Source organism: Pseudomonas sp. RIT288 (assembly GCF_000631985.1).
GTDB lineage: Bacteria > Pseudomonadota > Gammaproteobacteria > Pseudomonadales > Pseudomonadaceae > Aquipseudomonas.
On sequence record NZ_JFYN01000012.1, the window covers coordinates 440480 to 466034 of the forward strand.

29 protein-coding genes and 1 tRNA gene are annotated in these 25555 nt (G+C 58.4%); 23 read left to right on the forward strand and 7 right to left on the reverse strand.

Annotated features, from left to right (window positions below):
* Window positions 1–3 precede the first annotated feature (3 nt).
* On the reverse strand, window positions 4–921 hold the full coding sequence (locus BW33_RS13565) for a putative 2-dehydropantoate 2-reductase (protein ID WP_047599505.1): 918 nt from the start codon (window positions 919–921) through the stop codon (window positions 4–6).
* 140 nt (window positions 922–1061) lie between these two features.
* Here BW33_RS13565 and BW33_RS13570 point away from each other — a divergent pair, with 140 nt between their 5' ends.
* Window positions 1062–1547, forward strand: coding sequence for a YajQ family cyclic di-GMP-binding protein (locus BW33_RS13570; protein ID WP_003227548.1), 486 nt, complete (start codon window positions 1062–1064; stop codon window positions 1545–1547).
* Window positions 1548–1731: 184 nt separating this feature from the next.
* Window positions 1732–2574, forward strand: coding sequence for a mechanosensitive ion channel family protein (locus BW33_RS13575; protein ID WP_007912753.1), 843 nt, complete (start codon window positions 1732–1734; stop codon window positions 2572–2574).
* A gap of 117 nt (window positions 2575–2691) precedes the next feature.
* Here BW33_RS13575 and BW33_RS13580 read toward each other — a convergent pair whose 3' ends face one another.
* The gene (locus BW33_RS13580) at window positions 2692–4056 is read right to left on the reverse strand and encodes an OprD family porin (protein ID WP_047599510.1); all 1365 of its coding nucleotides are present in this window, start codon (window positions 4054–4056) and stop codon (window positions 2692–2694) included.
* 894 nt (window positions 4057–4950) lie between these two features.
* Between BW33_RS13580 and BW33_RS13585 the strand changes: the two genes are divergently transcribed.
* Complete coding sequence (locus tag BW33_RS13585) at window positions 4951–5376, forward strand: HIT domain-containing protein (RefSeq protein WP_047599513.1); 426 nt, start codon at window positions 4951–4953, stop codon at window positions 5374–5376.
* A 3-nt stretch (window positions 5377–5379) separates the two neighbouring features.
* The gene (locus tag BW33_RS13590) at window positions 5380–5586 is read left to right on the forward strand and encodes a SlyX family protein (RefSeq protein WP_007962092.1); all 207 of its coding nucleotides are present in this window, start codon (window positions 5380–5382) and stop codon (window positions 5584–5586) included.
* Window positions 5587–5659: 73 nt separating this feature from the next.
* On the opposite strand, the gene BW33_RS30370 is transcribed toward BW33_RS13590, so the two are convergent.
* The gene (locus BW33_RS30370) at window positions 5660–6262 is read right to left on the reverse strand and encodes a cold-shock protein (RefSeq protein WP_047599515.1); all 603 of its coding nucleotides are present in this window, start codon (window positions 6260–6262) and stop codon (window positions 5660–5662) included.
* 310 nt (window positions 6263–6572) lie between these two features.
* On the opposite strand from BW33_RS30370, the gene BW33_RS13600 reads away from it, so the two are divergent.
* The 19 genes from BW33_RS13600 (at window position 6573) to nadA (ending at window position 21639) form a co-directional block, all read left to right on the forward strand.
* Window positions 6573–7043: a Dps family protein gene (locus BW33_RS13600; RefSeq protein ID WP_007912745.1), complete on the forward strand. Its 471-nt coding sequence runs from the start codon at window positions 6573–6575 to the stop codon at window positions 7041–7043.
* Between the two features lie 186 nt (window positions 7044–7229).
* Window positions 7230–7565, forward strand: coding sequence for a ribbon-helix-helix domain-containing protein (locus BW33_RS13605; RefSeq protein WP_047599517.1), 336 nt, complete (start codon window positions 7230–7232; stop codon window positions 7563–7565).
* Window positions 7566–7698: 133 nt separating this feature from the next.
* Window positions 7699–7920 carry an FmdB family zinc ribbon protein gene (locus BW33_RS13610; protein WP_003227532.1) on the forward strand — a complete coding sequence of 74 codons (222 nt, stop codon included), beginning with the start codon at window positions 7699–7701 and terminating at the stop codon, window positions 7918–7920.
* A gap of 100 nt (window positions 7921–8020) precedes the next feature.
* Window positions 8021–9796 (forward strand): aspartate--tRNA ligase, encoded by a 1776-nt coding sequence (aspS, locus tag BW33_RS13615; RefSeq protein WP_003227530.1) that lies wholly within the window; start codon window positions 8021–8023, stop codon window positions 9794–9796.
* A 127-nt stretch (window positions 9797–9923) separates the two neighbouring features.
* Complete coding sequence (locus BW33_RS13620) at window positions 9924–10670, forward strand: YebC/PmpR family DNA-binding transcriptional regulator (RefSeq protein WP_003227527.1); 747 nt, start codon at window positions 9924–9926, stop codon at window positions 10668–10670.
* A gap of 156 nt (window positions 10671–10826) precedes the next feature.
* On the forward strand, window positions 10827–11354 hold the full coding sequence (gene ruvC, locus BW33_RS13625; protein ID WP_007951206.1) for a crossover junction endodeoxyribonuclease RuvC: 528 nt from the start codon (window positions 10827–10829) through the stop codon (window positions 11352–11354).
* Between the two features lie 114 nt (window positions 11355–11468).
* The gene (gene ruvA, locus BW33_RS13630) at window positions 11469–12077 is read left to right on the forward strand and encodes a Holliday junction branch migration protein RuvA (RefSeq protein ID WP_003227522.1); all 609 of its coding nucleotides are present in this window, start codon (window positions 11469–11471) and stop codon (window positions 12075–12077) included.
* Entirely contained in the window at window positions 12078–13139 is a 1062-nt protein-coding gene (ruvB, locus tag BW33_RS13635; protein WP_047599519.1) for a Holliday junction branch migration DNA helicase RuvB, read from the forward strand.
* A 127-nt stretch (window positions 13140–13266) separates the two neighbouring features.
* Window positions 13267–13734, forward strand: coding sequence for a tol-pal system-associated acyl-CoA thioesterase (ybgC, locus tag BW33_RS13640; protein WP_047599520.1), 468 nt, complete (start codon window positions 13267–13269; stop codon window positions 13732–13734).
* Window positions 13724–14419, forward strand: coding sequence for a protein TolQ (gene tolQ / locus BW33_RS13645; RefSeq protein ID WP_007912733.1), 696 nt, complete (start codon window positions 13724–13726; stop codon window positions 14417–14419). The genes ybgC and tolQ overlap by 11 nt, the downstream gene beginning before the upstream one ends.
* Window positions 14420–14442: 23 nt before the next feature.
* On the forward strand, window positions 14443–14895 hold the full coding sequence (tolR, locus tag BW33_RS13650; RefSeq protein ID WP_161794900.1) for a protein TolR: 453 nt from the start codon (window positions 14443–14445) through the stop codon (window positions 14893–14895).
* Complete coding sequence (gene tolA, locus BW33_RS13655) at window positions 14895–15971, forward strand: cell envelope integrity protein TolA (RefSeq protein ID WP_041068568.1); 1077 nt, start codon at window positions 14895–14897, stop codon at window positions 15969–15971. Before tolR ends, tolA begins: the two co-directional genes overlap by 1 nt.
* Window positions 15972–15988: 17 nt before the next feature.
* Window positions 15989–17269 carry a Tol-Pal system beta propeller repeat protein TolB gene (gene tolB / locus BW33_RS13660; RefSeq protein WP_164747834.1) on the forward strand — a complete coding sequence of 427 codons (1281 nt, stop codon included), beginning with the start codon at window positions 15989–15991 and terminating at the stop codon, window positions 17267–17269.
* Window positions 17270–17321: 52 nt separating this feature from the next.
* Window positions 17322–17819, forward strand: a complete 498-nt coding sequence (gene pal, locus BW33_RS13665; RefSeq protein WP_003178634.1) for a peptidoglycan-associated lipoprotein Pal — start codon at window positions 17322–17324, stop codon at window positions 17817–17819.
* A gap of 6 nt (window positions 17820–17825) precedes the next feature.
* Complete coding sequence (gene ybgF / locus BW33_RS13670; protein ID WP_047599522.1) at window positions 17826–18662, forward strand: tol-pal system protein YbgF; 837 nt, start codon at window positions 17826–17828, stop codon at window positions 18660–18662.
* 166 nt (window positions 18663–18828) lie between these two features.
* On the forward strand, window positions 18829–19476 hold the full coding sequence (gene queE / locus BW33_RS13675) for a 7-carboxy-7-deazaguanine synthase QueE (protein ID WP_047296033.1): 648 nt from the start codon (window positions 18829–18831) through the stop codon (window positions 19474–19476).
* A gap of 1 nt (window position 19477) precedes the next feature.
* Window positions 19478–20170: a 7-cyano-7-deazaguanine synthase QueC gene (gene queC, locus BW33_RS13680; RefSeq protein WP_007962033.1), complete on the forward strand. Its 693-nt coding sequence runs from the start codon at window positions 19478–19480 to the stop codon at window positions 20168–20170.
* Between the two features lie 62 nt (window positions 20171–20232).
* A tRNA-Lys gene (locus BW33_RS13685) sits at window positions 20233–20308 on the forward strand.
* Between the two features lie 272 nt (window positions 20309–20580).
* Complete coding sequence (nadA, locus tag BW33_RS13690; RefSeq protein WP_003227499.1) at window positions 20581–21639, forward strand: quinolinate synthase NadA; 1059 nt, start codon at window positions 20581–20583, stop codon at window positions 21637–21639.
* 89 nt (window positions 21640–21728) lie between these two features.
* Here nadA and BW33_RS13695 read toward each other — a convergent pair whose 3' ends face one another.
* The 4 genes from BW33_RS13695 to BW33_RS13710 form a co-directional block, all read right to left on the reverse strand.
* Window positions 21729–22217, reverse strand: coding sequence for an RDD family protein (locus BW33_RS13695; protein WP_047599526.1), 489 nt, complete (start codon window positions 22215–22217; stop codon window positions 21729–21731).
* Between the two features lie 97 nt (window positions 22218–22314).
* The gene (locus tag BW33_RS13700) at window positions 22315–22527 is read right to left on the reverse strand and encodes a cold-shock protein (RefSeq protein ID WP_047599527.1); all 213 of its coding nucleotides are present in this window, start codon (window positions 22525–22527) and stop codon (window positions 22315–22317) included.
* Window positions 22528–22930: 403 nt separating this feature from the next.
* Window positions 22931–24055, reverse strand: a complete 1125-nt coding sequence (gene gcvT / locus BW33_RS13705) for a glycine cleavage system aminomethyltransferase GcvT (protein WP_047599529.1) — start codon at window positions 24053–24055, stop codon at window positions 22931–22933.
* A 118-nt stretch (window positions 24056–24173) separates the two neighbouring features.
* Complete coding sequence (locus BW33_RS13710; RefSeq protein WP_047599530.1) at window positions 24174–25550, reverse strand: L-serine ammonia-lyase; 1377 nt, start codon at window positions 25548–25550, stop codon at window positions 24174–24176.
* Window positions 25551–25555 lie beyond the last annotated feature (5 nt).

Consider the following 25555-nt stretch of genomic DNA (forward strand, 5'->3'; position numbering starts at 1 on the left):
TGCTCAGTCGCTGGGCAATCCAAGGCTGCGCAGATGGCCGACCAGACGCTGCTGCAATTGCTTGAGGTGCGGCAGGTTCAGTTGATGACGGGTGGCGACTTTGCAGGCGTGGCCCAGCAGATAGCTGATTTCGGTGCGGCGCTGGTTCGCCACGTCCTGATACATCGACGAGTAATTGGCCGCCGTGGCGTGGATCACCCGTTCGACTTCCTGTTGCAGATTGACCGCGGCTGCCGGTTGACCGCAACGCTCCAGCAACTCGGCCAACTCGCTGCACAACGTGGCGACTTCGCATTGATGCTGCTCCAGCCCGCCGTTACGGCAATCGTGGAGCACGGTCAGTGGATTGATCGCGCAATTGAGCGCCAGTTTGCGCCACAGCCGGGTGAGGATGTCGGTGCTCCATTCGTGGGGGATGTTCGCCGCTTGCAGGTCGTCCAGCCAGATCGGTGCTTGCGGATGGCCGGCATCGCCTAACCAGGTGAAACCGTGGCCGGCAAACACCACGCGCCAGTCGCCGTCGCGGAACGCACCTTCGGTGCTGGAGGCGCTGATGCAGCGTGCCTGCGGAACCACCGCTGCGACCGCGTCCTGACTGCCGAGGCCGTTCTGCAGCAGGATCAGCTCGGCATCTGCGCTCAGGCGCGGGGCGAGGCGGGCGACGGCGCTTTCGGCGTCATAGGCCTTGCAAGCGACCAGCAGGCGGCGGATCGGCTCCGGGTCGTCCGCCGTTTGCGAGGGGACGGCATAGGTAGTGGCTGCGCCGTGTTCGACCAGCGTCAGGCCGCCGGCCGCCTGATAGCTGCGCAAGCGCTCGGCATCACGCAGGATCAGGCGCACCGGCAGCCCGGCCCGCGCCAGACGCGTGGCCCACAGGGTGCCGAGGCTGCCGGCCCCGAGAACGTGCCAGGGGGTGGACATCAGTTTTTCACTCGGTAAGGTACTGGCATGCAAGGCTCGCCGTATCGGTGGGAAAAGACCCGTTATAATGAGCCGGATTTTAACCGCAAGCCAAGCGCGCTCCCTCCTGATCGAGCGCGCCTTTTTATTGGAGAGATTACATGCCGTCGTTCGACGTGGTATCCGAACTGGACAAACACGAGCTGACCAACGCGGTCGAGAACGCCGTGAAGGAACTCGATCGTCGCTATGACCTGAAAGGCAAAGGCAGCTTCGAGTTCAAGGAAAAGGACCTGACCGTCAACCTGACCGCTGAAGCCGGGTTCCAGCTGGAAGCGATGATCGAGATCCTGAAGCTGGCCCTGACCAAGCGCAAGATCGATGTGCAGTGCCTTGAAGTAAAAGACGCTTACGCCTCGGGCAAGCTGATGAAGCAGGACGCGATCCTCAAGGAGGGCATCGACAAGGAGCTGGCGAAGAAAATCGTTGCTCACATCAAGGACGCCAAGCTCAAGGTACAGGCCGCCATTCAGGGCGAGCAGGTGCGGGTGACCGGCAAGAAGCGCGATGACCTGCAGGAAGCCATCGCGGCCCTGCGCGCCAAGGAATTCGGCATGCCACTGCAGTTCAACAACTTCCGCGACTAAGCGTTATCGGCGGATCTGTGGGAGCGAGCCTGCTCGCGAAGGCGGCGTGTCAGTCAACCTCATTGTGCAATGACACACCGCCTTCGCGAGCAGGCTCGCTCCCACATTTGATTTATGTACACCCCGGCGGGTTTCTGCCGCTTATCTTTCGCGTGCCGAATGGCCGGAAATCAGGAGATGGAAGATGGATTTGAATGCTGAGGTAGACAACCTGGTCAAGGCGTCCCAGGCGTGGATTCCGATGATCATGGAATACGGCAGCCGCGTGCTGCTGGCGGTGATTACCCTGGCGATCGGCTGGTGGCTGATCAACAAGGTCACGCAAAAGCTCGGCGGTCTGCTGGCCCTGCGCAATGCCGACCTGGCGCTGCAAGGCTTTATCAGCAGCCTGGCGAACATTATCCTCAAGGTGCTGCTGATCGTCAGCGTCGCCTCGATGATTGGCGTGGAAACCACCTCGTTCGTGGCCGCGATCGGTGCGGCCGGTCTGGCGATCGGTCTGGCTCTGCAAGGCAGTCTGGCGAACTTCGCCGGCGGCGTGCTGATTCTGCTGTTCCGTCCATTCCGTATCGGTGACTGGATCGAAGCGCAAGGTGTGGCGGGTACTGTCGACAGCATCCAGATTTTCCACACCGTGCTGCGTACCGGTGACAACAAGACCATCATCGTCCCGAACGGCAATCTGTCGAACGGCATCATCACCAACACCAACCGTCAGCCAACCCGCAAAGTGGTGTTTGATGTGGGTGTGGATTACGAAGCGGATCTGCAGAAAGCCCGTCAGGTGCTGCTGGATCTGGCCAAGGATGAGCGCGTGTTGCAGGATCCTGCACCACAAGCGGTCATTTCGACGTTGGGTGACAGTTCGATCACTGTTTCTCTGCGTGTCTGGGTTAAAACTGCAGATTACTGGGACGTGATGTTCATGTTTAATGAACAGTCGCGTGATCGTTTAAAGACTGCCGGTATTGATATCCCGTTTCCGCAGCGGGTGATTCGTGTGGTTCAGGAATCGGCAACACAATGATAGGTTGCTAATTAAATGCCTGACTTGATGGTCAGGCATTTATTACAAGTGACAGGCAATAAAAAGGCCCATCCGAAGATGGGCCTTTTTTTATGCTTTCAAACTAACCACTGACGATTACAAGATGTTCAGTGGGTATTCGGTGATCAGGCGGAACTCTTTAACGTCGCCTTCACCCTGGTCGGCGTTGGCAGTGTGCCAGGCTTGACGGATGCGGAACGACAGATCTTTCGCTGGGCCAGACTGAACAACGTACTTGGCTTCGAAGTTGGTTTCGTGGTGTTTGCCATCTTCACCGTAGAGCGGTGCGCCAGTGCTGGTGCGGTATTGGCTGTTTGCAGCCAGACCGGTACCGTCGATATCCCAACCTTTGACGTAACGAACCATGAAGCTCAGGCCTGGTACGCCGTACTCGGCCATTTTCAGGTCGTAACGGGCTTGAACCGATTTCTCGCCAGGACCGTTGAAGTCAGAGTACTGGATGGAGTTGGCGAGGAAGATCGAGTCGCCGCCACGGTTGTTCTTGCCCACGCCGACGTAGTCGAACGGGGTATCGCCGTTAACCTTCTGGAAGGCCAGGGTGAAGGTGTGTGCCTTCAGGAACGACAGCGCGGTTGCCAGGGAGAAGGCAGTGTTGCTGATGTCACCTGCCAGCTTGTCACCGGTATCGGTGGTGCGGTAGATGTTGAAGTCAGTGTTCAGCGAAGTGTCGCCACCGAATGGGGTGGTGAGGTTCACGTTCGCGTAGTACTGGTTCCAGACGTCTTCCAGCTTGGCACCGTAGAGCGATGCGCTCAGGTTGTCGGTGATGCCGTACTTGCCGCCGAAATAGTCGATCGAATTGGCTTCTACGCCAGCGTAGTTCGCATACAGGCCGCCGTTACGGGCGTTTTTGTCCTGGCTGGTTGCCGAGTAGAAGTGACCCGCTTCGAGGTCAAGGTCTTTGACTTCGCTGCTCTGCAGCTGGAAGCCGCTGGCAGTTTGCGGAATGATACGGGAGCCGCCAACTGCGAACACAGGAGCAGTACTTGGCTGCTGGTCGCCGACTTTCAGTTCGGTTTTGGAGATGCGGAATTTAATGGCAGCGCCGGCTTTGCCTTGGCTGTCATTGACGTCGCGAGCGCCGTTGTTCGGATTGACGACATCGCTACGGCTCATGTTGCCCGACCCGGAGGTACCGTCACCGCCGTCCAGTTTGAGAGCCAGGTAGCCGAAAGCGTCAATACCTACGCCGACAGTACCTTGGGTGTACCCGGAGTTGAAATTGGTCAGGAAACCCTGGGTCCAGTCCTTCTGGTCAGCGCCACCGTTCTTGTTGTCGCGGTTGAAGTAGTAGTTCTTCAACGTTTCGGTGAGTTTTGCATCTTCAACGAAACCTTTGGCTTCTGCCTGGTCACTAACAAACGGGGCGGCCGTAGCCAACTGAGTACTGGCTGCTGCTGCAACTGCCAGTGCGATTGTGCTCCACTTCATCACGCGCATCGTGATTTGCTCCTTTGGTTTTAGAAGAGTACTGCCGTCCCACCTGTTTTATTATCTGGGCGGCTCTTTCTTTTTGTGTCGGCGCAAACTTATATCACGCCGACATTGTTGGCGATACTTGCACATACAACCTTTCGTGTTCTTTACGACGAGGTCGCAAATGGCTTGGTCGATGTCGCAAATTCACAGTACCCATGCAGCCGGGCTGACAACTTTATCGCTGTTTATGGGCCTTTTTGCATCGGTAAAAAAGAGTCCCTGGCAAAACACTTGAATCTCCATTGGGGCAACCCTGCCACCGTATTTGGTTGGTCTCAAGCTGCCACTTCCGGTGGAGCGCTTATAGACCATGTGTGTCTCAATGCAACAAGCGTGCACAAAGTGCCGGGTTGCCACGTTTATTTTTCTACACACCCGCCTGTAGCCGTAAAAACCGCATAAAAACGGGGGTTCAAGCCCTTTTGTATCAGGGGCTTGACGCATACCTTTGCATCGTGTTGTCAGGTTCGCGTGGGGCCATGACAACCCAAAACGTTACCGGTTCACCCCGTCAGTGAGTATTTGGCGGATGCCCGACGCACTGAGCGTAGACGCACTGTGCGGTTTTGGTGCAAAAATTTACAGGATGTACTGGATTCATACAGTTTGCGGTGCTTCTGCAGTCGGGTGACCAAGGCTGTTTCGGGTGGTTGCTCGTGTTCGAAACCGGTCCAGGCTCCGGGATGGTGCACAATCTTTGCAAGTGTCTCTTGTCGGGGCTGTGGTGGCCTGGCCGAGTACGCTCATCGTGAAGCCAGGCGCATTCGCAGGTATGCTGCCTGCCTGTCGCTTGGTGCGTTATCTGTCTGGATGGCCGCTAAGCTGAATGATGTAGATCAGCCGGGAGTGCACTCAGTGTTTGTTTTGGATTCACAACTTCAACAGGACACCCTGACCATCGGTGACTTCCCGCTTTGTCGGTTGCTGTTGTCCAACGATGCCAATTACCCGTGGTTCATCCTGGTGCCTCGTCGCGACGATATCAGCGAGTTGTTTCAGTTGGATGTCGCCGACCAGCAGCAGCTGTGGCAGGAAACCACGGCGTTGGCCGAGCTGCTCAAGGACTTGTTCGACGCCGACAAGCTGAACGTCGCAACGCTGGGAAACGTTGTCAGTCAGCTGCATATGCATGTGATCGTGCGCAAGCGCGATGACGCGGCGTGGCCGTCGCCGGTCTGGGGCAAGCACCCGGCCAAACCCTACAGCGCCGAGCAGGTAGCGGCCATTCGTGAACGGCTGCGTCGGGTGCTGACCGAGCATTTCACGTTTCTGGAGGGTTGAACCATGAACCTTGAAGAACGCGTTACCGATCTGGAAAGCCGCCTGGCGTTTCAGGATGACACCATTCAGGCGTTGAACGACGAGCTGGTGGCGCAGCAGCGGGTGATCGAGCGCCTGCAGCTGCAAATGGCGGCGTTGCTCAAGCGTCAGGAGGAGATGGTCGGGCAGTTCGATTCTTTCGAGGAAGAGGCACCACCGCCGCATTACTGATGCCAGCCACGTTTGTGCAGGCGTAAAAAAACCGCGATCAGCCTGGCTGCTCGCGGTTTTTTATTGCCTTGGATCAGCGACGCGGCAGGGCGGCGATCACGTCCTCGGCTTGCAGGCCTTTATCCCGGTTCATCACCGAGAACTCCACACGCTGGCCTTCGACCAGTACTCGGTGGCCTTCGCCACGGATTGCACGAAAGTGCACGAAAATATCATCGCCGGAATCCCGGGAGATAAAGCCGAAGCCTTTGGAAGTGTTGAACCACTTGACGGTACCGGTATCGCGGTTGCTCATGTCATAGCTGGCAGATGCGGCAGCCGGTGAAGATTTGTAGAAGCTCACCGCCAGATGCACAACCACGGCAACCAGGGCGATCACCAGGCTGAACAACACGGCAGGTTGACCGGCGATGACTGGCATCGGTGCGATCAGGGTCAGGGTTTGCAGGACGACAGTCAGCACGAGAAGAGCGCTGACCAGATTTTGCAGATGCTGGCGCGGGCCCTTGTTCCAGTAAGGAATCACTGGAGCGATGACCAGGTTCAGCAGGCCGAAAAAGGCCAGGTAAAGTGCATCGGGTTGTTGCAGGTAAGGAACGGCTTCGGATTTCAAGCTAGGTATGAACGACAGCAGCAAGGCCGCTGCGCCCATTAGCAGGTGGACGATTTTCAACATTTTGATTGGCTCACGTTATGACGGCTCACAAGGAAGAGCTGAAGGCGCACGGTTCGCTTCGGAACAATAAAGAGGCGTTGGACACGTGCCCGGCATCAGCCTATGCGCGACACCCCCGAAAAATGGGGCGTAGCGACACACTGCCTATTTAACAGCAAAGCCTGCAGCTACTCAAATTACCCCGGCCAGCGGCACCGGCCCGGTCGATTTGTCGCACGGTGAGTGAATATTGCTGGCTGCGAGGTGGCGGCGGCCTTGCTAGAGTGGGACTGCACCTGTTGGATGAATTCAATCGCCTTAGGGGGTAAGCATGGCAATCGATATCGGTATCAGTGAAGAAGACCGCAAGTCCATCGTCGAGGGGCTGTCGCGGCTGCTGTCGGACACCTATGTGCTGTATCTGAAAACCCATAACTTTCACTGGAACGTCACAGGCCCCATGTTCAGGACCCTGCATCTGATGTTCGAAGAGCAATACAACGAGCTGGCGCTGGCGGTGGATCTGATCGCCGAGCGCATCCGCGCTCTGGGTTTTCCGGCGCCGGGTGCCTACGCGACTTACGCGCGACTCTCCTCTATTAAAGAAGAAGTCGGTGTGCCAAGTGCCGAGGACATGATCAAGCAGTTGGTCGACGGCCAGGAAGCGGTCACTCGCACCGCTCGCGGCATCTTCCCGCTGTTGGACAAGGTCAGTGACGAGCCGACGGCCGACTTGCTGACCCAGCGCATGCAGGTGCATGAGAAGACCGCGTGGATGTTGCGCGCGTTGCTCGAGGCCTGATAGTCCGGTGCGCGGATATCCGGGGTGATGGATGTCCGCGTGCTGTTTCAAATCTTACTGAACATGTCGGCTTATCCTACGTTGCTGGGCAACTAGTCATCTGGCGCTGGCTCTGCGTCTGCGTTTTTATGAAGGCACAGGATGTTGTCTTTATAAAAGCAGCGATGACAAAGGAGTGTCAGCGATATGGCAGTTGGAGACAGGCAAAGCGAACATGGCGCTTCGCAGCAGGATATGAAGGTTGATCCGTTTGTCAGCGATTTCGACTTCGAGCTGATCCGGCCGCTGGCAAGATCAGTGCGGTTGAACGGGTTTGCCACGTGCTTGAGGCTCGAGCAGGTTTACTGGAACATTCTCGGTGACATGGCTGGGCACAATGGCTGCTCGGTCAGTTCGCTGCTGTCCCACGTGGACCGCCAGGTGCACCTGCGCCATGGCGGAGTGAAAAACTTCAGCGGTCTGGTGCGGGTGGTGTGTGTGATGAATGGTCTGCGGGATACCCCGGCGGCCGTCATGCCCTGAACGGGCAATACTTGAAATGACGTGGCGGGCTGTGCAGTCTTACGGCTGCACAGCCCGCATTTAATGGATATAATCCCGCTCTTTCGCCGCAAAGCCCTGCGCGCGGTGGCAATCTGATCGCCGAGACACCTCCATGCCGATGTACGATTATCAATGTGCTTCCTGTGGTCATCAGTTGGAAGCCATTCAAAAGATCAGCGAGGCACCGCTGGTCGACTGCCCTGCCTGTCAGGCGCCAGAGCTCAAGAAACAGCTGTCCATGCCGGGTTTTCGCCTCAGCGGCAGCGGTTGGTACGAAACCGATTTCAAGACCGGAGCCAAGAAGAATCTGGCCGGTGGCGACAAATCTGACTAGGGTTCAAACCCAGGTCGAACGACACGCGTGAGATTTCGCAGTGCTTGAGTGCGACGGGATCTCCACCGAATTTCGAATTACGAGAAGCGAAACCACTACCATGATGCGCAGCCATTATTGCGGCCAACTGAACGAAAGCCTGGAAGGCCAGGAAATTACCCTTTGCGGATGGGTTCACCGTCGTCGCGACCACGGCGGGGTGATTTTCCTCGATATCCGTGATCGTGATGGTCTGGCTCAGGTGGTGTTCGATCCGGATCGCGCCGAGAGCTTCGCCGCCGCCGACCGCGTGCGCAGCGAATACGTGGTGAAGATCACCGGCAAGGTGCGTCTGCGTCCGGCCGGTGCGACCAACGCCAACATGGCGTCGGGCATGATCGAAGTGCTGGGCTACGAGCTGGAAGTGCTGAACGAGTCGGAAACCCCGCCGTTCCCGCTCAACGAATACTCCGACGTCGGCGAAGAAACCCGCCTGCGCTACCGCTTCCTGGACCTGCGTCGTCCGGAAATGGCCGAGAAGCTGCGTCTGCGTTCGCGCATGACCACCAGCATCCGTCGCTTCCTTGACGAGAACGGCTTCCTCGACGTCGAAACGCCGATTCTGACCCGTGCTACCCCGGAAGGTGCCCGCGACTACCTGGTGCCGAGCCGTACTCACGCCGGTTCGTTCTTCGCCCTGCCGCAATCGCCTCAGCTGTTCAAGCAACTGCTGATGGTTGCCGGTTTCGACCGTTACTACCAGATCGCCAAGTGCTTCCGCGACGAAGACCTGCGTGCCGACCGTCAGCCTGAGTTCACTCAGATCGACATCGAGACCAGCTTTCTCGACGAAAAAGACATCATGGGCCTCACCGAAGGCATGATCCGCAACCTGTTCAAGGAAGTGCTGGATCTGGAATTCGGCGAGTTCCCGCACATGACCTTTGAAGAAGCCATGCGTCGTTACGGTTCCGACAAGCCGGACCTGCGTAACCCGCTGGAACTGGTCGACGTTGCCGACCAACTCAAAGAAGTCGAATTCAAGGTGTTCAGCGGCCCGGCCAACGATCCGAAATGCCGTATCGCTGCGCTGCGCGTTCCAGGCGGGGCGAGCATGCCGCGCAAGCAGATCGACGACTACACCAAGTTCGTCGGCATCTACGGTGCCAAGGGGCTGGCGTACATCAAGGTCAACGAGCGCGCTGCCGGTGTTGAAGGTCTGCAATCGCCGATCGTGAAAAACATCCCTGAAGCCAACCTGAACGTGATCCTTGATCGCGTCGGCGCGGTTGACGGCGACATCGTATTCTTCGGCGCCGACAAGGCCAAAATCGTCAGCGAAGCCTTGGGCGCGCTGCGTATCAAGCTGGGTCACGACCTCGACCTGCTGACCTGCAAGTGGGCGCCAATGTGGGTCGTCGACTTCCCGATGTTCGAAGAGAACGACGACGGCAGCTTCTCTGCGCTGCACCACCCGTTCACCGCACCGAAGTGCTCCCCTGAAGAGCTGGAAGCCAATCCGGCCGGCGCTCTGTCCCGCGCCTACGACATGGTGCTGAACGGCACCGAGCTGGGTGGCGGTTCGATCCGTATCCACCGCAAGGAAATGCAGCAAGCGGTGTTCCGTCTGCTGGGTATCAATGAAGCGGAACAGGAAGAGAAGTTCGGCTTCCTGCTCGACGCGCTGAAGTACGGTGCGCCGCCGCACGGTGGTCTGGCCTTCGGTCTGGATCGTCTGGTGATGCTGATGACCGGCGCCCAGTCGATCCGTGAAGTGATTGCCTTCCCGAAAACCCAGAGTGCTGCGGACGTCATGACCCAAGCGCCGGGTGTGGTGGATGCCAAGGCGCTGCGCGAGCTGCACATTCGTTTGCGCGAAACGCCAAAGGCTGAGTAAGACGGGCCTGAAGGCGCATCTTCGGATGCGCCTTTTTTCTTTCTATAGAGAGCAGGTCGAGATTTTTTGTTTGCTGGCCACTGCGTGAGCAGGGCGGGCAACGTTTCAAGAGAATTCGGAGCGAGTTATGGCAGGTCATTCCAAGTGGGCGAACATCAAGCACCGCAAAGAACGTCAGGATGCCAAGAGAGGCAAGATCTTCACCAAGTGGATCCGTGAACTGACCGTTGCGGCCCGTCAGGGCGGCGGCGATCCGGGTTCCAACCCGCGTCTGCGCCTGGCCCTGGACAAGGCCCTTGGCGCGAACATGAGCCGCGACATCATCGACCGCGCCGTGGCCCGTGGCGCCGGCGCGACCGAAGCGGACAACGTTGAAGAGCTGACCTACGAGGGTTACGGCCCCGGCGGTGTGGCGGTGATGGTCGAATGCATGACCGATAACCGCAACCGTACCGCCGCAGCCGTACGCCATGCATTCAGCAAATGCGGCGGCAACCTTGGCACCGACGGTTCGGTCGCGTACCTGTTCGAGCGCAAGGGGCAGATCAGCTTCGCACCGGGCGTCGACGAAGACGCCCTGACCGAAGCGGCGCTGGAAGCCGATGCCGACGACGTGGTCAGCCATGAGGACGGCTCGATCGACGTGTTCACCTCGTTCACCAGCTTCTATGCGGTGCGCAACGCGCTGGAAGCGGCCGGGTTCAAGGGCGACGACGCGGAAATCGTCATGCAGCCGACCACCAGTGCCGAACTGGATCTGGAAGGCGCGGAGAAGGTGCTCAAGCTGATCGACATGCTCGAGGATCTGGATGACGTGCAGAACGTCTACTCCAACGCAGACATTCCGGAAGACGTGGCCGCACAGCTCGGTTGATGCAAAATACAAAGGTCGCAGTTTTTGATGGCTCTACAATTAACCTGTAGGAGCTGCCGAAGGCTGCGATCTTTGTGTTTTTAAAGATCAAAAGATCGCAGCCTTCGGCTGCTCCTACATGTACCCTCAGCTTTCGCATCAATTTCTGCAGGCGTTATGACTTTAATTCTGGGTATCGACCCCGGCTCGCGCATCACCGGTTACGGGATTGTTCGCGATACCGGACGCGGCGGCTGCATCTATGTGGCCTCGGGCTGCATCCGTACCGGCGCCGGCGAGCTGCATGAGCGGCTGCAAATCGTTTATCGCGGCGTGCGTGAAATCATTCAGACCTATGGCCCGGTGACCATGGGTATCGAAAAAGTGTTCATGGCGAAAAATGCCGACTCGGCCCTCAAGCTTGGGCAGGCTCGCGGTGCCGCTATTGTTGCTGGCGCCGAGGAAAGCCTGGAGATTGCCGAATACACCGCCACCCAGGTCAAGCAAGCCGTGGTCGGCACCGGCGCCGCCAATAAAGAACAGGTGCAGATGATGGTCATGCACATGCTCAAGCTGACCAGCAAACCGCAGATCGATGCCTCGGATGCGCTGGCTATCGCGATTTGTCACGCGCACACCCGTTCCAGCCTGCTGCCGCATGGTTTGGGAACCGCACGCAGTCGTGGCGGGCGCCTGCGTCTCTGATAGCATCAGCAATCATTTTTGCGGAATGCGGATTTCGCGCCTGGGGCGTCGGCCCGATTCCCGTGTTCCATCTGTCGCCAGCCCATGGCTGGCCAACGCTCAAGGATCTGAAACGTGATTGGACGCTTGCGCGGCACCTTGGCTGAGAAACAGCCGCCGCACCTGATTCTGGATGTAAACGGCCTCGGGTATGAGCTGGAAGTGCCCATGACCACCCTTTATCGTCTGCCGTCGGTCGGTGAACCGCTGACGCTGCACACCCATTTGGTCGTACGCGAAGACGCGCAGTTACTCTATGGCTTTGCCGGCAAGCGTGAGCGAGACTTTTTTCGCGAGTTGATCCGTCTCAATGGTGTCGGGCCGAAATTGGCCCTGGCCTTGATGTCGAGCCTTGAAGTCGATGAGCTGATCCGCTGCGTGCAATCCCAGGACACCTCGGCGCTGACCAAGGTCCCGGGTGTCGGCAAGAAAACCGCTGAACGCCTGCTGGTTGAACTCAAGGATCGCTTCAAGGCCTGGGAAACCTCGCCGGCCATGTTCGCTCTGGTGCCGAACCAGCCGGACGGCCCTGCGCCGGTCAACACCGCTGAAAACGATGCGGTCAGTGCGCTGATTTCCCTGGGCTACAAGCCGCAGGAAGCGAGCAAGGCGATTACCGCCATCAAGGACAAGAATTTGAGCAGTGAAGACCTGATCCGCCGCGCCCTGAAGGGAATGATTTAAGTGATTGAAGCTGATCGTCTGATCGCCGCCGCGCACAGCCCGCGCGAGCGCGAAGAAGTCCAGGATCGGGCCATTCGCCCGGTCAGTCTGGCCGACTATATCGGCCAGCCGACCGTGCGCGAGCAGATGGAACTGTTCATCCAGGCGGCGCGTGGTCGCAGTGAATCCCTCGACCACACGCTGATCTTCGGCCCGCCGGGTCTGGGTAAAACCACCCTGGCCAACATCATTGCCCAGGAAATGGGCGTGTCGATCAAGAGCACGTCCGGCCCGGTGCTTGAGCGTCCGGGGGATCTGGCGGCACTGCTGACCAATCTGGAACCGCACGACGTGTTGTTCATTGACGAGATCCATCGTCTGTCGCCCATCGTTGAGGAAGTGCTGTATCCGGCGATGGAGGACTTCCAGCTCGACATCATGATTGGCGAAGGGCCTGCGGCGCGCTCGATCAAGCTTGATCTGCCACCGTTCACCCTCGTTGGCGCCACCACCCGTGCCGGCATGCTGACCAACCCGTTGCGTGACCGCTTCGGTATCGTCCAGCGTCTTGAGTTCTACAGCACGGCGGATCTGGCGACGATTGTCGGCCGTTCGGCGAATATCCTCGGTTTGCCGCTGGATCCTGAAGGTGCCTTTGAAATCGCTCGTCGTGCCCGTGGTACGCCGCGGATCGCCAACCGTCTGCTGCGTCGGGTGCGCGATTTTGCCGAAGTCCGCGCCAAGGGCCATATCACCAAGTCGGTTGCCGATCTGGCGTTGAACCTGCTGGACGTCGACGAACACGGTTTCGATCATCAGGACCGGCGTCTGCTGCTGACCATGATCGAGAAGTTCGATGGCGGCCCGGTGGGTATCGACAGCCTTGCGGCTGCCATCAGTGAAGAGCGCCACACCATCGAAGACGTGCTGGAGCCGTACCTGATTCAGCAGGGTTACATCATGCGTACGCCACGGGGCAGGGTGGTGACACGGCATGCGTACCTGCATTTCGGTTTAAACATTCCGTCACGAATGGGTGAAATGCCCGTGGCAGACGAGTTTCTCGATGCCGTGGACGATTGATACACATTTTTTGGCGATTTATTCAGCGTTTGTACTGTCACAGGACGGTACTTTTGCGGTAAAGCCTTAAACACTGAAAAAACAGTTGCCTGGCCGGATTGGCAACCTGAGGAGTAAGCACTAGAGTATGCGCGCGCAAAACGGGCTTGAGCCGTTCGCACATCGTTGTCGCGTTTATTACGAGGACACCGATGCGGGCGGCATCGTGTATTACGTTAATTACCTCAAGTTTATGGAACGGGCTCGAACCGAGCGGCTCCGGACGCTGGGCTTTGCCCAGTCGGAACTGGCCGGGGAGGACCTGTTGTTTGTCGTGCATTCCAGCGAAGCGCGTTACCACGCGCCGGCGCGACTGGACGACGAACTGCTGGTAAGCGCTGATGTAATCGAATTGAACCGTGCCAGCCTGCGCTTCAAACAGCAGGTCAGGCGGGCCACGGATAATGTGCTGCTCTGTGAAGGGCAGTTTCTGGTGGCCTGCGTGCGCACCGAAAGTTTGAAACCCCGGGCCATGCCCGAATCCTTGCGTGCGGCCTTTGCCGACGCGGGCGGCACGGGTACACACTCAAAGCAGGAGATAAAGCGTGGAAGCTAACGTCGTCGACCATTCCTCCATGTGGAGCCTGGTCAGCAATGCCAGCATCGTGGTGCAGTTGGTAATGTTGACTCTGGTGGCCGCATCGGTGACCTCATGGATCATGATCTTTCAGCGCAGCAATCTGCTGCGTGCCGGTCGACGCGCCCTGGAGAGCTTCGAAGAGCGCTTCTGGTCGGGTATCGATCTGTCCAAGCTGTACCGTCAGGCGGGCAGCAACCCTGATCCTGATTCGGGCGTGGAGCAGATCTTCCGTGCCGGTTTCAAGGAGTTCTCCCGTCTGCGTCAGCAGCCAGGTGTTGACCCGGAAGCGGTGATGGAAGGTGTGGCCCGCGCCATGCGCGTTGCCATCTCCCGTGAGGAAGAGAAACTGGAGCAGAGCCTGCCGTTCCTTGCCACCGTTGGTTCGGTCAGCCCGTACATCGGTCTATTCGGTACCGTGTGGGGCATCATGAACTCCTTCCGCGGTCTGGCCAGCGCCCAGCAGGCGACGTTGGCCACCGTGGCCCCGGGTATCGCCGAAGCCCTGATCGCCACCGCGATCGGCCTGTTCGCCGCGATCCCGGCCGTTATCGCTTACAACCGTTTCTCTGCCCGCAGCGAAACCTTGCTGAGCCGCTACTACACCTTCGCCGATGAGTTCCAGGCGATCCTGCACCGCAAAGTGCACACCAGCGAAGAATAAGCAGGTATTTCCCGATGGCTTTAATCGCTCGAGCCCGAAACAAGCGCAAGCCGGTCGCCGAGATGAACGTGGTGCCATACATCGACGTGATGCTGGTGCTGCTGGTTATCTTCATGGTGACCGCGCCGATGCTCAATCAGGGCGTGAAAGTGGATCTGCCCAAGGTTTCCAGCGAAGCCTTGCCGCAGGACAACAACACTCAGGTGCTGACCATTTCGATCAAGGCTGACAAGACCTACTACTGGAACCTTGGCAGCGAAGTCGATACTGAAAAGCAGCAGGACAGGGCAATGACGCTGCCGCAGATGACTGACGCGGTGACCAAGATCATTCGCGCCGGCACCGAAGGCGGCAAGCGTACCCAGGTCTTTATCCGTGGCGACAAGTCGGTCGACTACGGTGCCGTCATGGGTGCCATGGGCGGGTTGCAGAAAGCCGGGGTCGGTAATGTTGGTTTGATTACCGAGGCCCCCTGATGCAGCAACAGCGAGAGCCGTCCGCCTCGGAAAGCTACTTCTGGCCCAGTGTTCTGGCGATTGTCCTGCACGTGCTGGTGTTCGGCATGCTGTTCGTCAGTTTCGCCTTCACACCAGAGTTGCCGCCGGCCAAGCCGATTGTCCAGGCGACCCTGTACCAGCTGAAATCGAAAAGTCAGGCAACCACCCAGACCAATCAGAAGATTGCGGGTGAGGCGAAGAAATCCGCCGCGCGCCAGACCGAAGTCGAGCAGATGGAACAGAAAAAGGTCGAGCAGGAAGCGGTGAAGGCTGCGGAACAAAAGAAAGAAGAAGCGGCTCAAAAGGCCGAGGAAGCCAAGAAGGCCGACGAGGCGAAGAAAGCGGACGAGGCGAAAAAGGCTGATGAAGCCAAGAAAGCCGACGATGCGAAGAAAGCCGAGGCCAAGAAGGCAGAAGAGAAACAATTGGCTGATATAGCCAAGAAGAAAGCCGAAGAAGAAGCCAAGAAGGCGGCTGAAGAAGAGGCCAAGAAAGCGGCCGCTGAAGAAGCCAAGAAGAAGATCGTCGAAGACGCGAAGAAGAAAGCCGCCGAAGACGCCAAGAAAAAAGCTGAAGCTGAAGAGGCGAAGAAGAAAGTCGCCGACGAAGCGAAGAAGAAAGCTGCTGCCGATGCTGCGAAGAAGAAATCGCAGGAAGCGGCACGTAAATCCGCCGAAGAGAAAAAGGCTCAGGCCCTGGCAGATTTGCTTTCCGACACGCCACAGCGCCAGCAGGCCTTGGCCGATGAGCAGGGTGACGAAGTCGCGGGCAGTTTCGATGACCTGATTCGTGCACGGGCAGCGGAAGGTTGGGCGCGTCCTCCTTCGGCACGCAAAGGCATGACGGTCGTGCTGCAAATCGGCATGTTGCCGGACGGTACGGTGACTTCGGTCAGCGTGGCCAAGTCCAGTGGCGATGGTCCGTTCGATGCGTCGGCAGTCGCGGCAGTGAAGAATATTGGACGTTTGACAGAAATGCAGGGAATGAAGCCGAGCGATTTCGCTCCGTATCGTTCATTCAAGATGACATTCACACCTGAGGATCTAGCCTTGTGAGAAACCTTCTTCGAGGAATGCTGGTCGTGATCTGCTGCATGGCAGGGATCGCGATGGCTGATGAAAAGAACATTCTGGTCACCAGCGGCAGCGATCGGGCCACCCCGATCGCCGTCGTACCGTTCGGCATGCAGGGCGGTGCCGTGCTGCCGGACGACATGGCCGAAATCATCGGTAACGATTTGCGGAACTCGGGCTACTACTCGCCGATTCCAAAGCAAAACATGATCAGTCAGCCAAGCCAGCCGAGCGAAATCATCTTCCGTGACTGGAAGGCGGTGGGTGCTCAATACATGATGGTCGGCAGCATTGCTCCAGCGGGCGGTCGTCTGCAGGTGCAGTGGGCACTGTTCAACGTGGCCACCGAGCAGAAAGTGGCTGACGGCAGTGTTTCCGGTACCACCGAGCAACTGCGTGACATGGCGCACTTCATCTCTGACCAGTCGTTCGAAAAACTCACCGGTATCAAAGGTGCGTTTTCGACCCGTCTGCTGTACGTGACAGCCGAGCGTTTCTCCGAGAAGAACACTCGCTACACCCTGCAGCGTTCGGACTACGACGGTGCCCGTGCGGTAACTCTGCTGCAATCGCGCGAGCCGATCCTGTCGCCGCGTTTCGCACCGGATGGCAAGCGCATCGCCTACGTGTCGTTCGAGCAGAAGCGTCCACGGATCTTCATGCAGAACATCGACACCGGTCGCCGTGAGCAGATCACCAACTTCGAAGGCCTGAACGGCGCGCCAGCCTGGTCGCCGGATGGCAATCGCCTGGCTTTCGTACTGTCGAAAGACGGCAACCCGGACATCTATGTGATGAACCTGGGTTCGCGTCAGATCACTCGCGTGACTGCAGGTCCAGGCATCAACACCGAACCGTACTGGGGCAAGGATGGTTCGACCATCTACTTCACCTCGGACCGTGGCGGCAAGCCGCAGATCTACAAAACCAGCGCCAGCGGCGGTGGTGCCGAGCGTGTGACCTTCATTGGCAACTACAACGCCAACCCGAAGCTTTCGGCTGATGAAAAGACGCTGGTAATGATCCATCGTCAGGACGGATTCACCAATTTCAAGGTGGCGGCCCAGGATTTGCAGCGAGGTAGTGTAAAGATCCTCACTGATAGCACTCTGGACGAGTCACCCACTGTTGCGCCCAACGGCACCATGGTAATCTACGCCACCCGCCAGCAGGGCCGGGGAGTCTTGATGCTCGTGTCCATTAATGGACGCGTGAGGCTCCCGCTTCCTACCGCACAAGGCGAAGTCAGAGAACCGTCCTGGTCCCCTTACCTGAACTGACGCGGCGCTTTACGTTTTACTTAACACACTGGGGTTCATTAGGAGTTTCACGATGGAAATGCTGAAGTTTGGTAAATTTGCTGCGCTGGCTCTGGCCATGGCTGTAGCTGTAGGTTGCTCGTCCAAAGGCGGCGACAACGCCGGTGAAGGCGCTGTTGATCCAAACGCTGGTTACGGCGCAAACACTGGTGCCGTTGACGGTTCCCTGAGCGAAGAAGCTGCTCTGCGCGCAATCACCACCTTCTACTTCGAATACGACAGCTCGGACCTGAAGCCAGAAGCCATGCGCGCTCTGGACGTTCACGCCAAAGACCTGAAAGCAAACGGCGCTCGCGTTGTTCTGGAAGGCAACACCGACGAACGTGGTACTCGTGAGTACAACATGGCACTGGGCGAGCGTCGTGCGAAAGCCGTTCAGCGCTACCTGGTACTGCAAGGTGTTTCCCCAGCTCAGCTGGAACTGGTTTCCTACGGCGAAGAGCGTCCAGTTGCTACCGGCAACGACGAGCAGTCCTGGGCTCAAAACCGTCGCGTCGAACTGCGTAAGTAATTCGATATGCGAACGTGCCGTCGTGCTGTAACTGTTCTGGCTCTCAGCCTCGCGCCGCTTGCGGCGTGGGCTGCGGTTCCTGTGGTCGATGACAACTCCGGTTATAACAATAGCGGGAGCAGTTATCCGCCTGCGGGTTACGGTACGAACGGCGCCTATGCCGGGGGAGCGGCTTCGGCCCCTGCCTCGGCACAGGGCATGCTGTTCAACCAACTGCAACAGATGCAGGATCAGATATCGCGCCAGCAAGGTGTGATCGAAGAACTGCAGAATCAGGTTGCGCGCATGAAACAGGAATCCCTGGAGCGATACCAGGATCTTGATCGGCGCATAGGATCCGGTGTTGCACCTGCCGCGACTCCTGAGAATTCTTCTGCCGGTGGCGACGCGAGTGCTGCTGCCGGTGCTGCCGCTGGCGCCGGGGCTGCTGCCGCCCAGGCACCTGCTGCAAGTAGCGAACCGGGTGATCCGGCCAAGGAAAAGCTGTATTACGATGCCGCTTTCGACCTGATCAAAGCCAAGGATTTCGACAAGGCCAGCCAGGCTTTCTCGGCATTCCTGCGCAAATACCCGAACAGCCAGTACGCGGGTAATGCCCAGTACTGGTTGGGCGAAGTGAACCTGGCCAAGGGCGATCTGCAAGGTGCAGGTCAGGCTTTTGCCAAGGTGTCGCAGCTCTATCCCAAGCACGCCAAAGTGCCGGATTCGCTGTACAAGCTGGCTGATGTAGAGCGCCGCCTTGGTCATGCCGACAAGGTCAAAGGCATTCTGCAACAGGTGGTTTCCCAATACCCGGGGACCTCGGCTGCTCAGTTGGCCCAACGTGATCTGCAACGCATGTAAGTGTGTTTGACCCGTTTGGAAGAAACCCGCGCTTGTCGCGGGTTTTTTCGTTAGAATTCACGCCCTTTTTCTGAAACACGCTTCTGGTGATCTACGCGTTGGCGGGGTTGCCGGAAGTGCCTGACGGAGGCGGACAGCCTGTTTAGCTGTTACGCCCGTGGCGACTATGCAAGACACATTGAGAATTACCGAAGTTTTCTACTCGTTGCAGGGGGAAACGCGGACTGCCGGGCTGCCCACGGTTTTTGTGCGCCTGACCGGTTGCCCATTGCGTTGCCAATACTGCGACAGCGCCTATGCGTTCAGCGGCGGTACGATCCGCACCCTCGACGACATCCTCGAACAAGTGGCCGGGTTTCGCCCACGCTATGTCTGTGTAACCGGCGGTGAACCGCTGGCGCAGCCCAATGCCATCCCTTTACTCAAGCAGTTGTGCGATGCCGGCTACGAAGTGTCACTGGAGACCAGTGGGGCGCTCGATATCTCGGCGGTGGACTCGCGCGTCAGTCGCGTAGTCGACTTGAAGACGCCGGACTCCAAAGAGGCGCACCGCAACCGCTACGAAAACATCGAACTGTTGACGCCCAACGATCAGGTGAAGTTTGTGATCTGTTCGCGGGACGACTATGACTGGGCGGTCTCTAAGCTGATCCAGTACGGCCTTGATCGCCGTGCGGGTGAAGTGCTGTTTTCCCCAAGTCATCATGACCTCAATGCCAGGGATCTGGCGGACTGGGTGGTGGCAGACAACCTGCCGGTGCGGTTGCAATTGCAGCTGCATAAATATCTATGGAATGACGAGCCGGGGCGCTGATATGACTGAACAACTGAACACTCACGAAAAACGTGCTGTCATCCTGCTGTCGGGTGGCCTCGATTCGGCCACTGTGGTCGCGATGGCCCGGGCTGAAGGCTACGCCTGCTACACCATGAGTTTCGATTACGGCCAGCGCTCTCATGCGGAGCTGCATGCTGCAGCGCGCGTCGCCCGCGATCTGGGCGTGGTCGAGCACAAAGTGATCGGCCTGAACCTCAACGGCATGGGCGGCTCGGCGCTGACCGATACCAGCATCGACATTCCGGAAGAGCTGGGTGAGGGCATCCCGGTGACCTACGTGCCGGCGCGCAATACCGTGTTCCTGTCGCTGGCACTGGGCTGGGCTGAAGTGCTCGGCGCGCGTGACATCTTTATCGGTGTCAACGCGGTGGACTATTCCGGTTATCCGGATTGCCGTCCGGAGTTTATCGAGTCGTTCGAACGCATGGCCAACCTGGCGACCAAGGCGGGTGTGGAAGGCAACGGTTTCCGCATCCAGGCACCGCTGCAGAACCTGAGCAAGGCGCAGATCGTCCAGGCGGGCGTGAAGCTGGGCGTCGATTACGGCCTGACCGTTTCCTGCTATCAGGCGGACGATAACGGCCGCGCCTGCGGTAAATGCGACAGCTGCCGCCTGCGCGCGGAAGGCTTCGCAGCGGCCGGTGTAAGCGATCCAACACCTTATTTTTGATTTTTTTCAAAAAGGTGTTGAATAGTCCTTAAAAATCAGTATTATACGCGCCACCACACAGCGGGTCGTTAGCTCAGTTGGTAGAGCAGTTGGCTTTTAACCAATTGGTCGTAGGTTCGAATCCCACACGACCCACCATATTTGGCGGTTTAGAAAATCCGGAAGGCCCACGAAAGTGAGGATTTCCGGGTTTTTTTTTGCCTGCGATTCGGGCATCTCTCCCTTGATCGTTGTCTGCGCTGACACAGGTCAGAATCATCTTTTGTATCAACGGGATATTCTGTAGCCTTGCGCAGCTTCAACGCTGTCCGTGCCTGATGAAAACTCACTCTCCCGGCGGTACCCTCAAGGGGTCCGGAGCCGGGTGTATACTCGACTTTCGCGCGAAAGCGCCTGCAGGTCTTGCGAACATGACGCAGATTTCCGAACGCCTTCTGGTTCAAGCCCACCTCGATGCCAAACAGCCCAAACCGCTGACTGCCGAGGAAGAGGCCTACTACCGTTCCGCCATCGCCGCCGAGCTCAAGGCTCAGGACGCGGTGCTGGTGGCCCACTTCTATTGCGATCCGGTGATTCAGGCATTGGCCGAAGAAACCGGCGGCTGTGTGTCCGACTCCCTCGAAATGGCGCGCTTCGGCAACGCTCACCCGGCCAAGACCGTGGTGGTCGCCGGCGTGAAGTTCATGGGCGAGACCGCGAAAATCCTCAACCCGGAAAAACGCGTGCTGATGCCGACCCTGGACGCGACCTGCTCGCTGGACCTGGGTTGTCCGGTGGACGAGTTCTCGGCGTTCTGCGATCAGCACCCGGAGCGCACGGTGGTGGTGTACGCCAACACCTCGGCAGCGGTCAAAGCCCGGGCTGACTGGGTGGTGACGTCGAGCTGCGCACTGGAGATCGTCGAAAGCCTGATGGACAACGGCGAGACCATCATCTGGGGCCCGGACAAGCACCTGGGTACCTACATCCAGCGCAAGACCGGCGCTGACATGCTGCTGTGGGACGGTGCGTGCATCGTCCACGAAGAGTTCAAGTCCAAGCAGCTCGAAGACATGAAGGCGCTGTATCCGGACGCCGCGATTCTGGTACACCCGGAGTCGCCGACTTCAGTGATTGAACTGGCCGACGCCGTGGGTTCCACCAGTCAGTTGATCGCTGCCGCGCAAAGCCTGCCGAACAAGACCCTGATCGTCGCCACCGACCGTGGCATCTTCTACAAGATGCAGCAGCTGTGCCCGGACAAGGTCTTCATCGAGGCGCCAACCGCCGGTAACGGTGCAGCGTGCCGCAGTTGCGCACATTGCCCGTGGATGGCCATGAATACCCTTGAGCGCACGCTCAAGAGCCTGAAGGAAGGGACGAACGAGATCTTTGTCGATCCGGCGTTGATTCCGCAGGCGATCCGCCCGTTGAAGCGCATGCTGGATTTTACCCAGGCGGCGCGGATGAAGCTGGCCGGTAACGCCTAAGTTCTAAAGACAAAAGATCGCAGCCTGCGGCAGCTCCTACATTTGATCCCTGTAGGAGCTGCCGCAGGCTGCGATCTTTTTTATGGGCGCTATTTTTGTTTCTTTGGAACTCGCACCACACGGGTGTCGGAATAGATGTCGTGCCAGGTGCGCTTCTGCTTGTCGTACAGTGACCAGAAGAACCCGAGCCCTGCGCACAGCCATGAAGCGATCGATACCATGAAGCGCAGCAGCGCCTGCCACAGGCTGATCGCGCTGCCATCGGCGTTCTGTACGCGTATACCCCACACCTGCATGCCCAGTGTCTGCCCGCCGTGGGTCCAGAACTTGGCGAAGAACGCGAACAGCACCAGCAGCAGCACCGTGGAATACAGTGGATCGCCATCCATTTTCCCGGCGTCGGTCAGTACGCGCAGGCGCTCTTCACCGATGATTGCTGCCTGGATCAACTTGTAGACGAATCCGGTGACGATCAGCAGGGCGGTGCACAGCAGGAAATCATAGAACATCGCGGCCAGGCGCCGGCCGAGGCCAACAGCAGGAAAGTCGCCCTGGGGAGTGAGCAGGTTCTTCGACATGGCAGCCTCTGGACGCAAAATGAAGCGCCATTTTACGGATTCGCGCGCACAAAAAAGCCCCTGATATCAATATCAGGGGCTTTTTCGTTACAGAAGATTAGGCTTCTGCTTGTACTTCATCAGCCTGCATGCCTTTCTGGCCTTGCACAGCAACGAAGGTCACTTTCTGGCCTTCTTTCAGGCTCTTGAAGCCGCTGCCCTGAATAGCGCGGAAATGCACGAACAGATCCGGACCGCTTTCTGGAGTGATAAAACCAAAACCTTTCTCGTCGTTAAACCACTTGACGGTACCGCTCTGACGTTGGGACATTTCTTATTTCCTTTGACGCATAAATTGATGACAGTCTCTTTCTCATGAAAGAGTACTGGGGCTGGTTGCAGGAGAGTAAGAAGACGTCGAGCGGGATGTAGCTAACTTGTAGGCTACTGCCCAGGTCACGATTCCAAGCTGACCCATGCAAACACAGTGGACAAACTCTACGCCAACTACGGGAGAAAAAACAAGCCCCGCGAAGGCCCCGGTTTTCCTGCCCCTGCTGGCTGTTAGTCAGTCTGCTAGTGCGGCTTGGACGATTAGCTTGTTCAAAAGTTTTCGAACGTTATAAGCAAAGTTCATAATCGAATCAGATGTTAGAAAATGCACTTTTTTGTGGCGATTGCGTTACACATTAGTGCACGCATAACGCAATCGCGTTACTTATAGAAACAGTCAATCAACCTCGATAGTAGCGTTGTGGAACAAATGGCATTTTGCTTACAAGCATTTGCACCTTTTTCCCACGAACGATGGCCCAGACTGGCGTATCGAGGGTGACATAAGCGCTGTCGAGATAACCCATCGCCAACGGGCCACCCAGGGTCGGACCGAAGCCGCCGCTGCACACGCTGCCGATGATTTCGCCGGCTTCGTTGACGACTTTTGCGCCTTCACGCACGGGGGTGCGCTCCTGGGGCAGCAGGCCGACGCGTTTACGCGCGACGCCGTTCTGCTGCTGAGCGAAAACAGTCTCCGCTCCAGGAAAACCACCGGCTCGTGCGCCATCGGCACGGCGTGGCTTGGAAATCGCCCACAACAGGCTGGCTTCGATCGGCGTGGTCTCGGTGTTCATGTCGTGGCCATACAGGCACAGGCCGGCTTCCAGGCGCAGCGAGTCGCGGGCGCCGAGGCCGATGGCCTGAACTTCCGGTTCGGCCAGCAGGGCACGGGCGAGTTTCTCTGCATCGGCGGCGGGCACCGAGATTTCGAAACCGTCTTCACCGGTGTAACCCGAACGGCTGACGAAGCAATCTACACCCAGCAGTTGTACGCGGTTGAACTGCATGAACGTCATCTTCGTCACCTCTGGTGCAAGACGCGCCAGCACGGTAACCGCTGCCGGACCTTGCAACGCCAGCAGCGCGCGCGCTTCGAACAGCTCTGTAATGGTGCACTGATCGCCAATGTGCTTTTGCAGATGCGCCAGGTCCTGATCCTTGCAAGCAGCGTTGACCACCAGGAACAGCTCGTCGTTACCGAGGTTGGCGACCATCAGGTCGTCGAGGATGCCGCCGCTGTCATTGGTGAACATCGCGTAGCGCTGCATGCCCACCGGCAGGTCGATGATGTCCACCGGCACCAGGGTTTCCAGAGCTTTGGCGGCATTGGCGCCGGTCAGGCGGATCTGTCCCATGTGCGAGACATCGAACAGCCCGGCCTGCTCACGGGTGTGCTGGTGCTCCTTCATCACGCCCAGCGGGTATTGCACCGGCATGTCGTAGCCGGCGAATGGCACCATGCGGGCGCCGAGTTCGATATGCAGAGCGTGCAGTGGGGTTTTCGACAGTTGTTCGGTGGACATGCGTGGCTCCTTGAAAATTTGAGTTTGGGGGCATTGGGCTAGATCAAGATCAAAAGCCCCTCGCCCCAGCCCTCTCCCAGAAGGAGAGGGTGCTGGTTACGTTTGGCTTGGTTCGTAGTCAGCATTCGATAATGTTGACTGCCAGACCGCCACGGGCGGTCTCTTTGTATTTGCTTTTCATGTCGGCGCCGGTCTGGCGCATGGTGCGGATGACCTTGTCGAGCGAGACGAAGTGTTGCCCGTCGCCGCGCATGGCCATGCGCACCGCGTTGATCGCTTTCACCGAGCCCATGGCGTTGCGCTCGATGCACGGCACCTGCACCAGCCCGCCAATCGGGTCGCAGGTCAGGCCAAGGTTGTGTTCCATGCCGATTTCCGCGGCGTTTTCCACTTGCTGCACGGTGCCGCCAAGCACTTCGCACAGTGCGCCGGCGGCCATCGAGCAAGCCACGCCGACCTCACCCTGACAGCCGACTTCAGCACCGGAGATCGAGGCGTTTTCCTTGTACAGAATGCCGATGGCGGCGGCGGTCAGCAGAAAGCGCACCACGCCGTCATCGTTCGCACCAGGAATGAAGCGCATGTAGTAATGCAGCACCGCCGGAATAATCCCCGCCGCGCCGTTGGTGGGTGCGGTCACCACGCGGCCGCCGTTGGCGTTTTCTTCGTTGACGGCGAGGGCGTACAGGTTGACCCAGTCGAGCACGGACAGCGGATCGCGCAGCGCCGATTCCGGGTTCTTGCACAGTTGTCGATGCAGCGCTGCCGCCCGGCGTTTGACCTTCAGCCCGCCCGGCAGAATGCCTTCGTTACGACAACCAGCAGCGACGCAGTCCTGCATCACTTGCCAGATTTTCAGCAGACCGGCGCGGGTTTCCGCCTCCGGGCGCCAGGCGCTTTCATTGGTCAGCATCACCTGGCTGATCGACAGACCGTAGGTGGCGCAATGGCCGAGCAAGTCCTTGGCACTTTTGAACGGGAAGGTCAGCGGTGTGGCGTCTTCAACGATGCGGTCAGCGCCGGCGGCATCCTCATCGACGACGAAACCACCGCCGACCGAGTAGTACTCGCGGCTACGGATCTGAATACCCGCCGCATCGAAGGCACGAAAGATCATGCCGTTGGGGTGATAGGCCAACGGTTTGCGGATCATCGCCAAGTGTTCTTTCTCGTTGAACGCAATGCTGTGTTCACCGAGCAGGTTCAGCCGGCCATTGCCGCGAATATCCTGCAGGCGCGTGGCAACGGTTTCGGTATCGACGGTGTCCGGGTGTTCGCCTTCCAGGCCGAGCAGCACGGCTTTGTCGCTGCCGTGACCTTTGCCGGTGGCGCCGAGCGAGCCGTACAGCTCGACTTTAATGGTGCTGGTTGCCGACAGCAGGTCGTCCCGTCGCAGGCCTTCGGCGAAGCGCGCAGCGGCACGCATCGGGCCGACGGTGTGGGAGCTGGAAGGGCCGATGCCAATCTTGAACAGGTCGAACACGCTTAACGACATGAGTG

Bases quoted from the DNA above. Each gene is read 5' to 3' on its own strand.
- BW33_RS13565 (WP_047599505.1), bottom strand. From the start codon at position 921: ATGTCCACCCCCTGGCACGTTCTCGGGGCCGGCAGCCTCGGCACCCTG.
- BW33_RS13570 (WP_003227548.1), top strand. From the start codon at position 1,062: ATGCCGTCGTTCGACGTGGTATCCGAACTGGACAAACACGAGCTGACC.
- BW33_RS13575 (WP_007912753.1), top strand. From the start codon at position 1,732: ATGGATTTGAATGCTGAGGTAGACAACCTGGTCAAGGCGTCCCAGGCG.
- BW33_RS13580 (WP_047599510.1), bottom strand. From the start codon at position 4,056: ATGCGCGTGATGAAGTGGAGCACAATCGCACTGGCAGTTGCAGCAGCA.
- BW33_RS13590 (WP_007962092.1), top strand. From the start codon at position 5,380: ATGAACCTTGAAGAACGCGTTACCGATCTGGAAAGCCGCCTGGCGTTT.
- BW33_RS30370 (WP_047599515.1), bottom strand. From the start codon at position 6,262: ATGTTGAAAATCGTCCACCTGCTAATGGGCGCAGCGGCCTTGCTGCTG.
- BW33_RS13600 (WP_007912745.1), top strand. From the start codon at position 6,573: ATGGCAATCGATATCGGTATCAGTGAAGAAGACCGCAAGTCCATCGTC.
- BW33_RS13605 (WP_047599517.1), top strand. From the start codon at position 7,230: ATGGCAGTTGGAGACAGGCAAAGCGAACATGGCGCTTCGCAGCAGGAT.
- BW33_RS13610 (WP_003227532.1), top strand. From the start codon at position 7,699: ATGCCGATGTACGATTATCAATGTGCTTCCTGTGGTCATCAGTTGGAA.
- aspS (WP_003227530.1), top strand. From the start codon at position 8,021: ATGATGCGCAGCCATTATTGCGGCCAACTGAACGAAAGCCTGGAAGGC.
- BW33_RS13620 (WP_003227527.1), top strand. From the start codon at position 9,924: ATGGCAGGTCATTCCAAGTGGGCGAACATCAAGCACCGCAAAGAACGT.
- ruvC (WP_007951206.1), top strand. From the start codon at position 10,827: ATGACTTTAATTCTGGGTATCGACCCCGGCTCGCGCATCACCGGTTAC.
- ybgC (WP_047599520.1), top strand. From the start codon at position 13,267: ATGCGCGCGCAAAACGGGCTTGAGCCGTTCGCACATCGTTGTCGCGTT.
- tolA (WP_041068568.1), top strand. From the start codon at position 14,895: ATGCAGCAACAGCGAGAGCCGTCCGCCTCGGAAAGCTACTTCTGGCCC.
- tolB (WP_164747834.1), top strand. From the start codon at position 15,989: ATGCTGGTCGTGATCTGCTGCATGGCAGGGATCGCGATGGCTGATGAA.
- pal (WP_003178634.1), top strand. From the start codon at position 17,322: ATGGAAATGCTGAAGTTTGGTAAATTTGCTGCGCTGGCTCTGGCCATG.
- ybgF (WP_047599522.1), top strand. From the start codon at position 17,826: ATGCGAACGTGCCGTCGTGCTGTAACTGTTCTGGCTCTCAGCCTCGCG.
- queE (WP_047296033.1), top strand. From the start codon at position 18,829: ATGCAAGACACATTGAGAATTACCGAAGTTTTCTACTCGTTGCAGGGG.
- queC (WP_007962033.1), top strand. From the start codon at position 19,478: ATGACTGAACAACTGAACACTCACGAAAAACGTGCTGTCATCCTGCTG.
- nadA (WP_003227499.1), top strand. From the start codon at position 20,581: ATGACGCAGATTTCCGAACGCCTTCTGGTTCAAGCCCACCTCGATGCC.
- BW33_RS13695 (WP_047599526.1), bottom strand. From the start codon at position 22,217: ATGTCGAAGAACCTGCTCACTCCCCAGGGCGACTTTCCTGCTGTTGGC.
- BW33_RS13700 (WP_047599527.1), bottom strand. From the start codon at position 22,527: ATGTCCCAACGTCAGAGCGGTACCGTCAAGTGGTTTAACGACGAGAAA.
- gcvT (WP_047599529.1), bottom strand. From the start codon at position 24,055: ATGTCCACCGAACAACTGTCGAAAACCCCACTGCACGCTCTGCATATC.
- BW33_RS13710 (WP_047599530.1), bottom strand. From the start codon at position 25,550: ATGTCGTTAAGCGTGTTCGACCTGTTCAAGATTGGCATCGGCCCTTCC.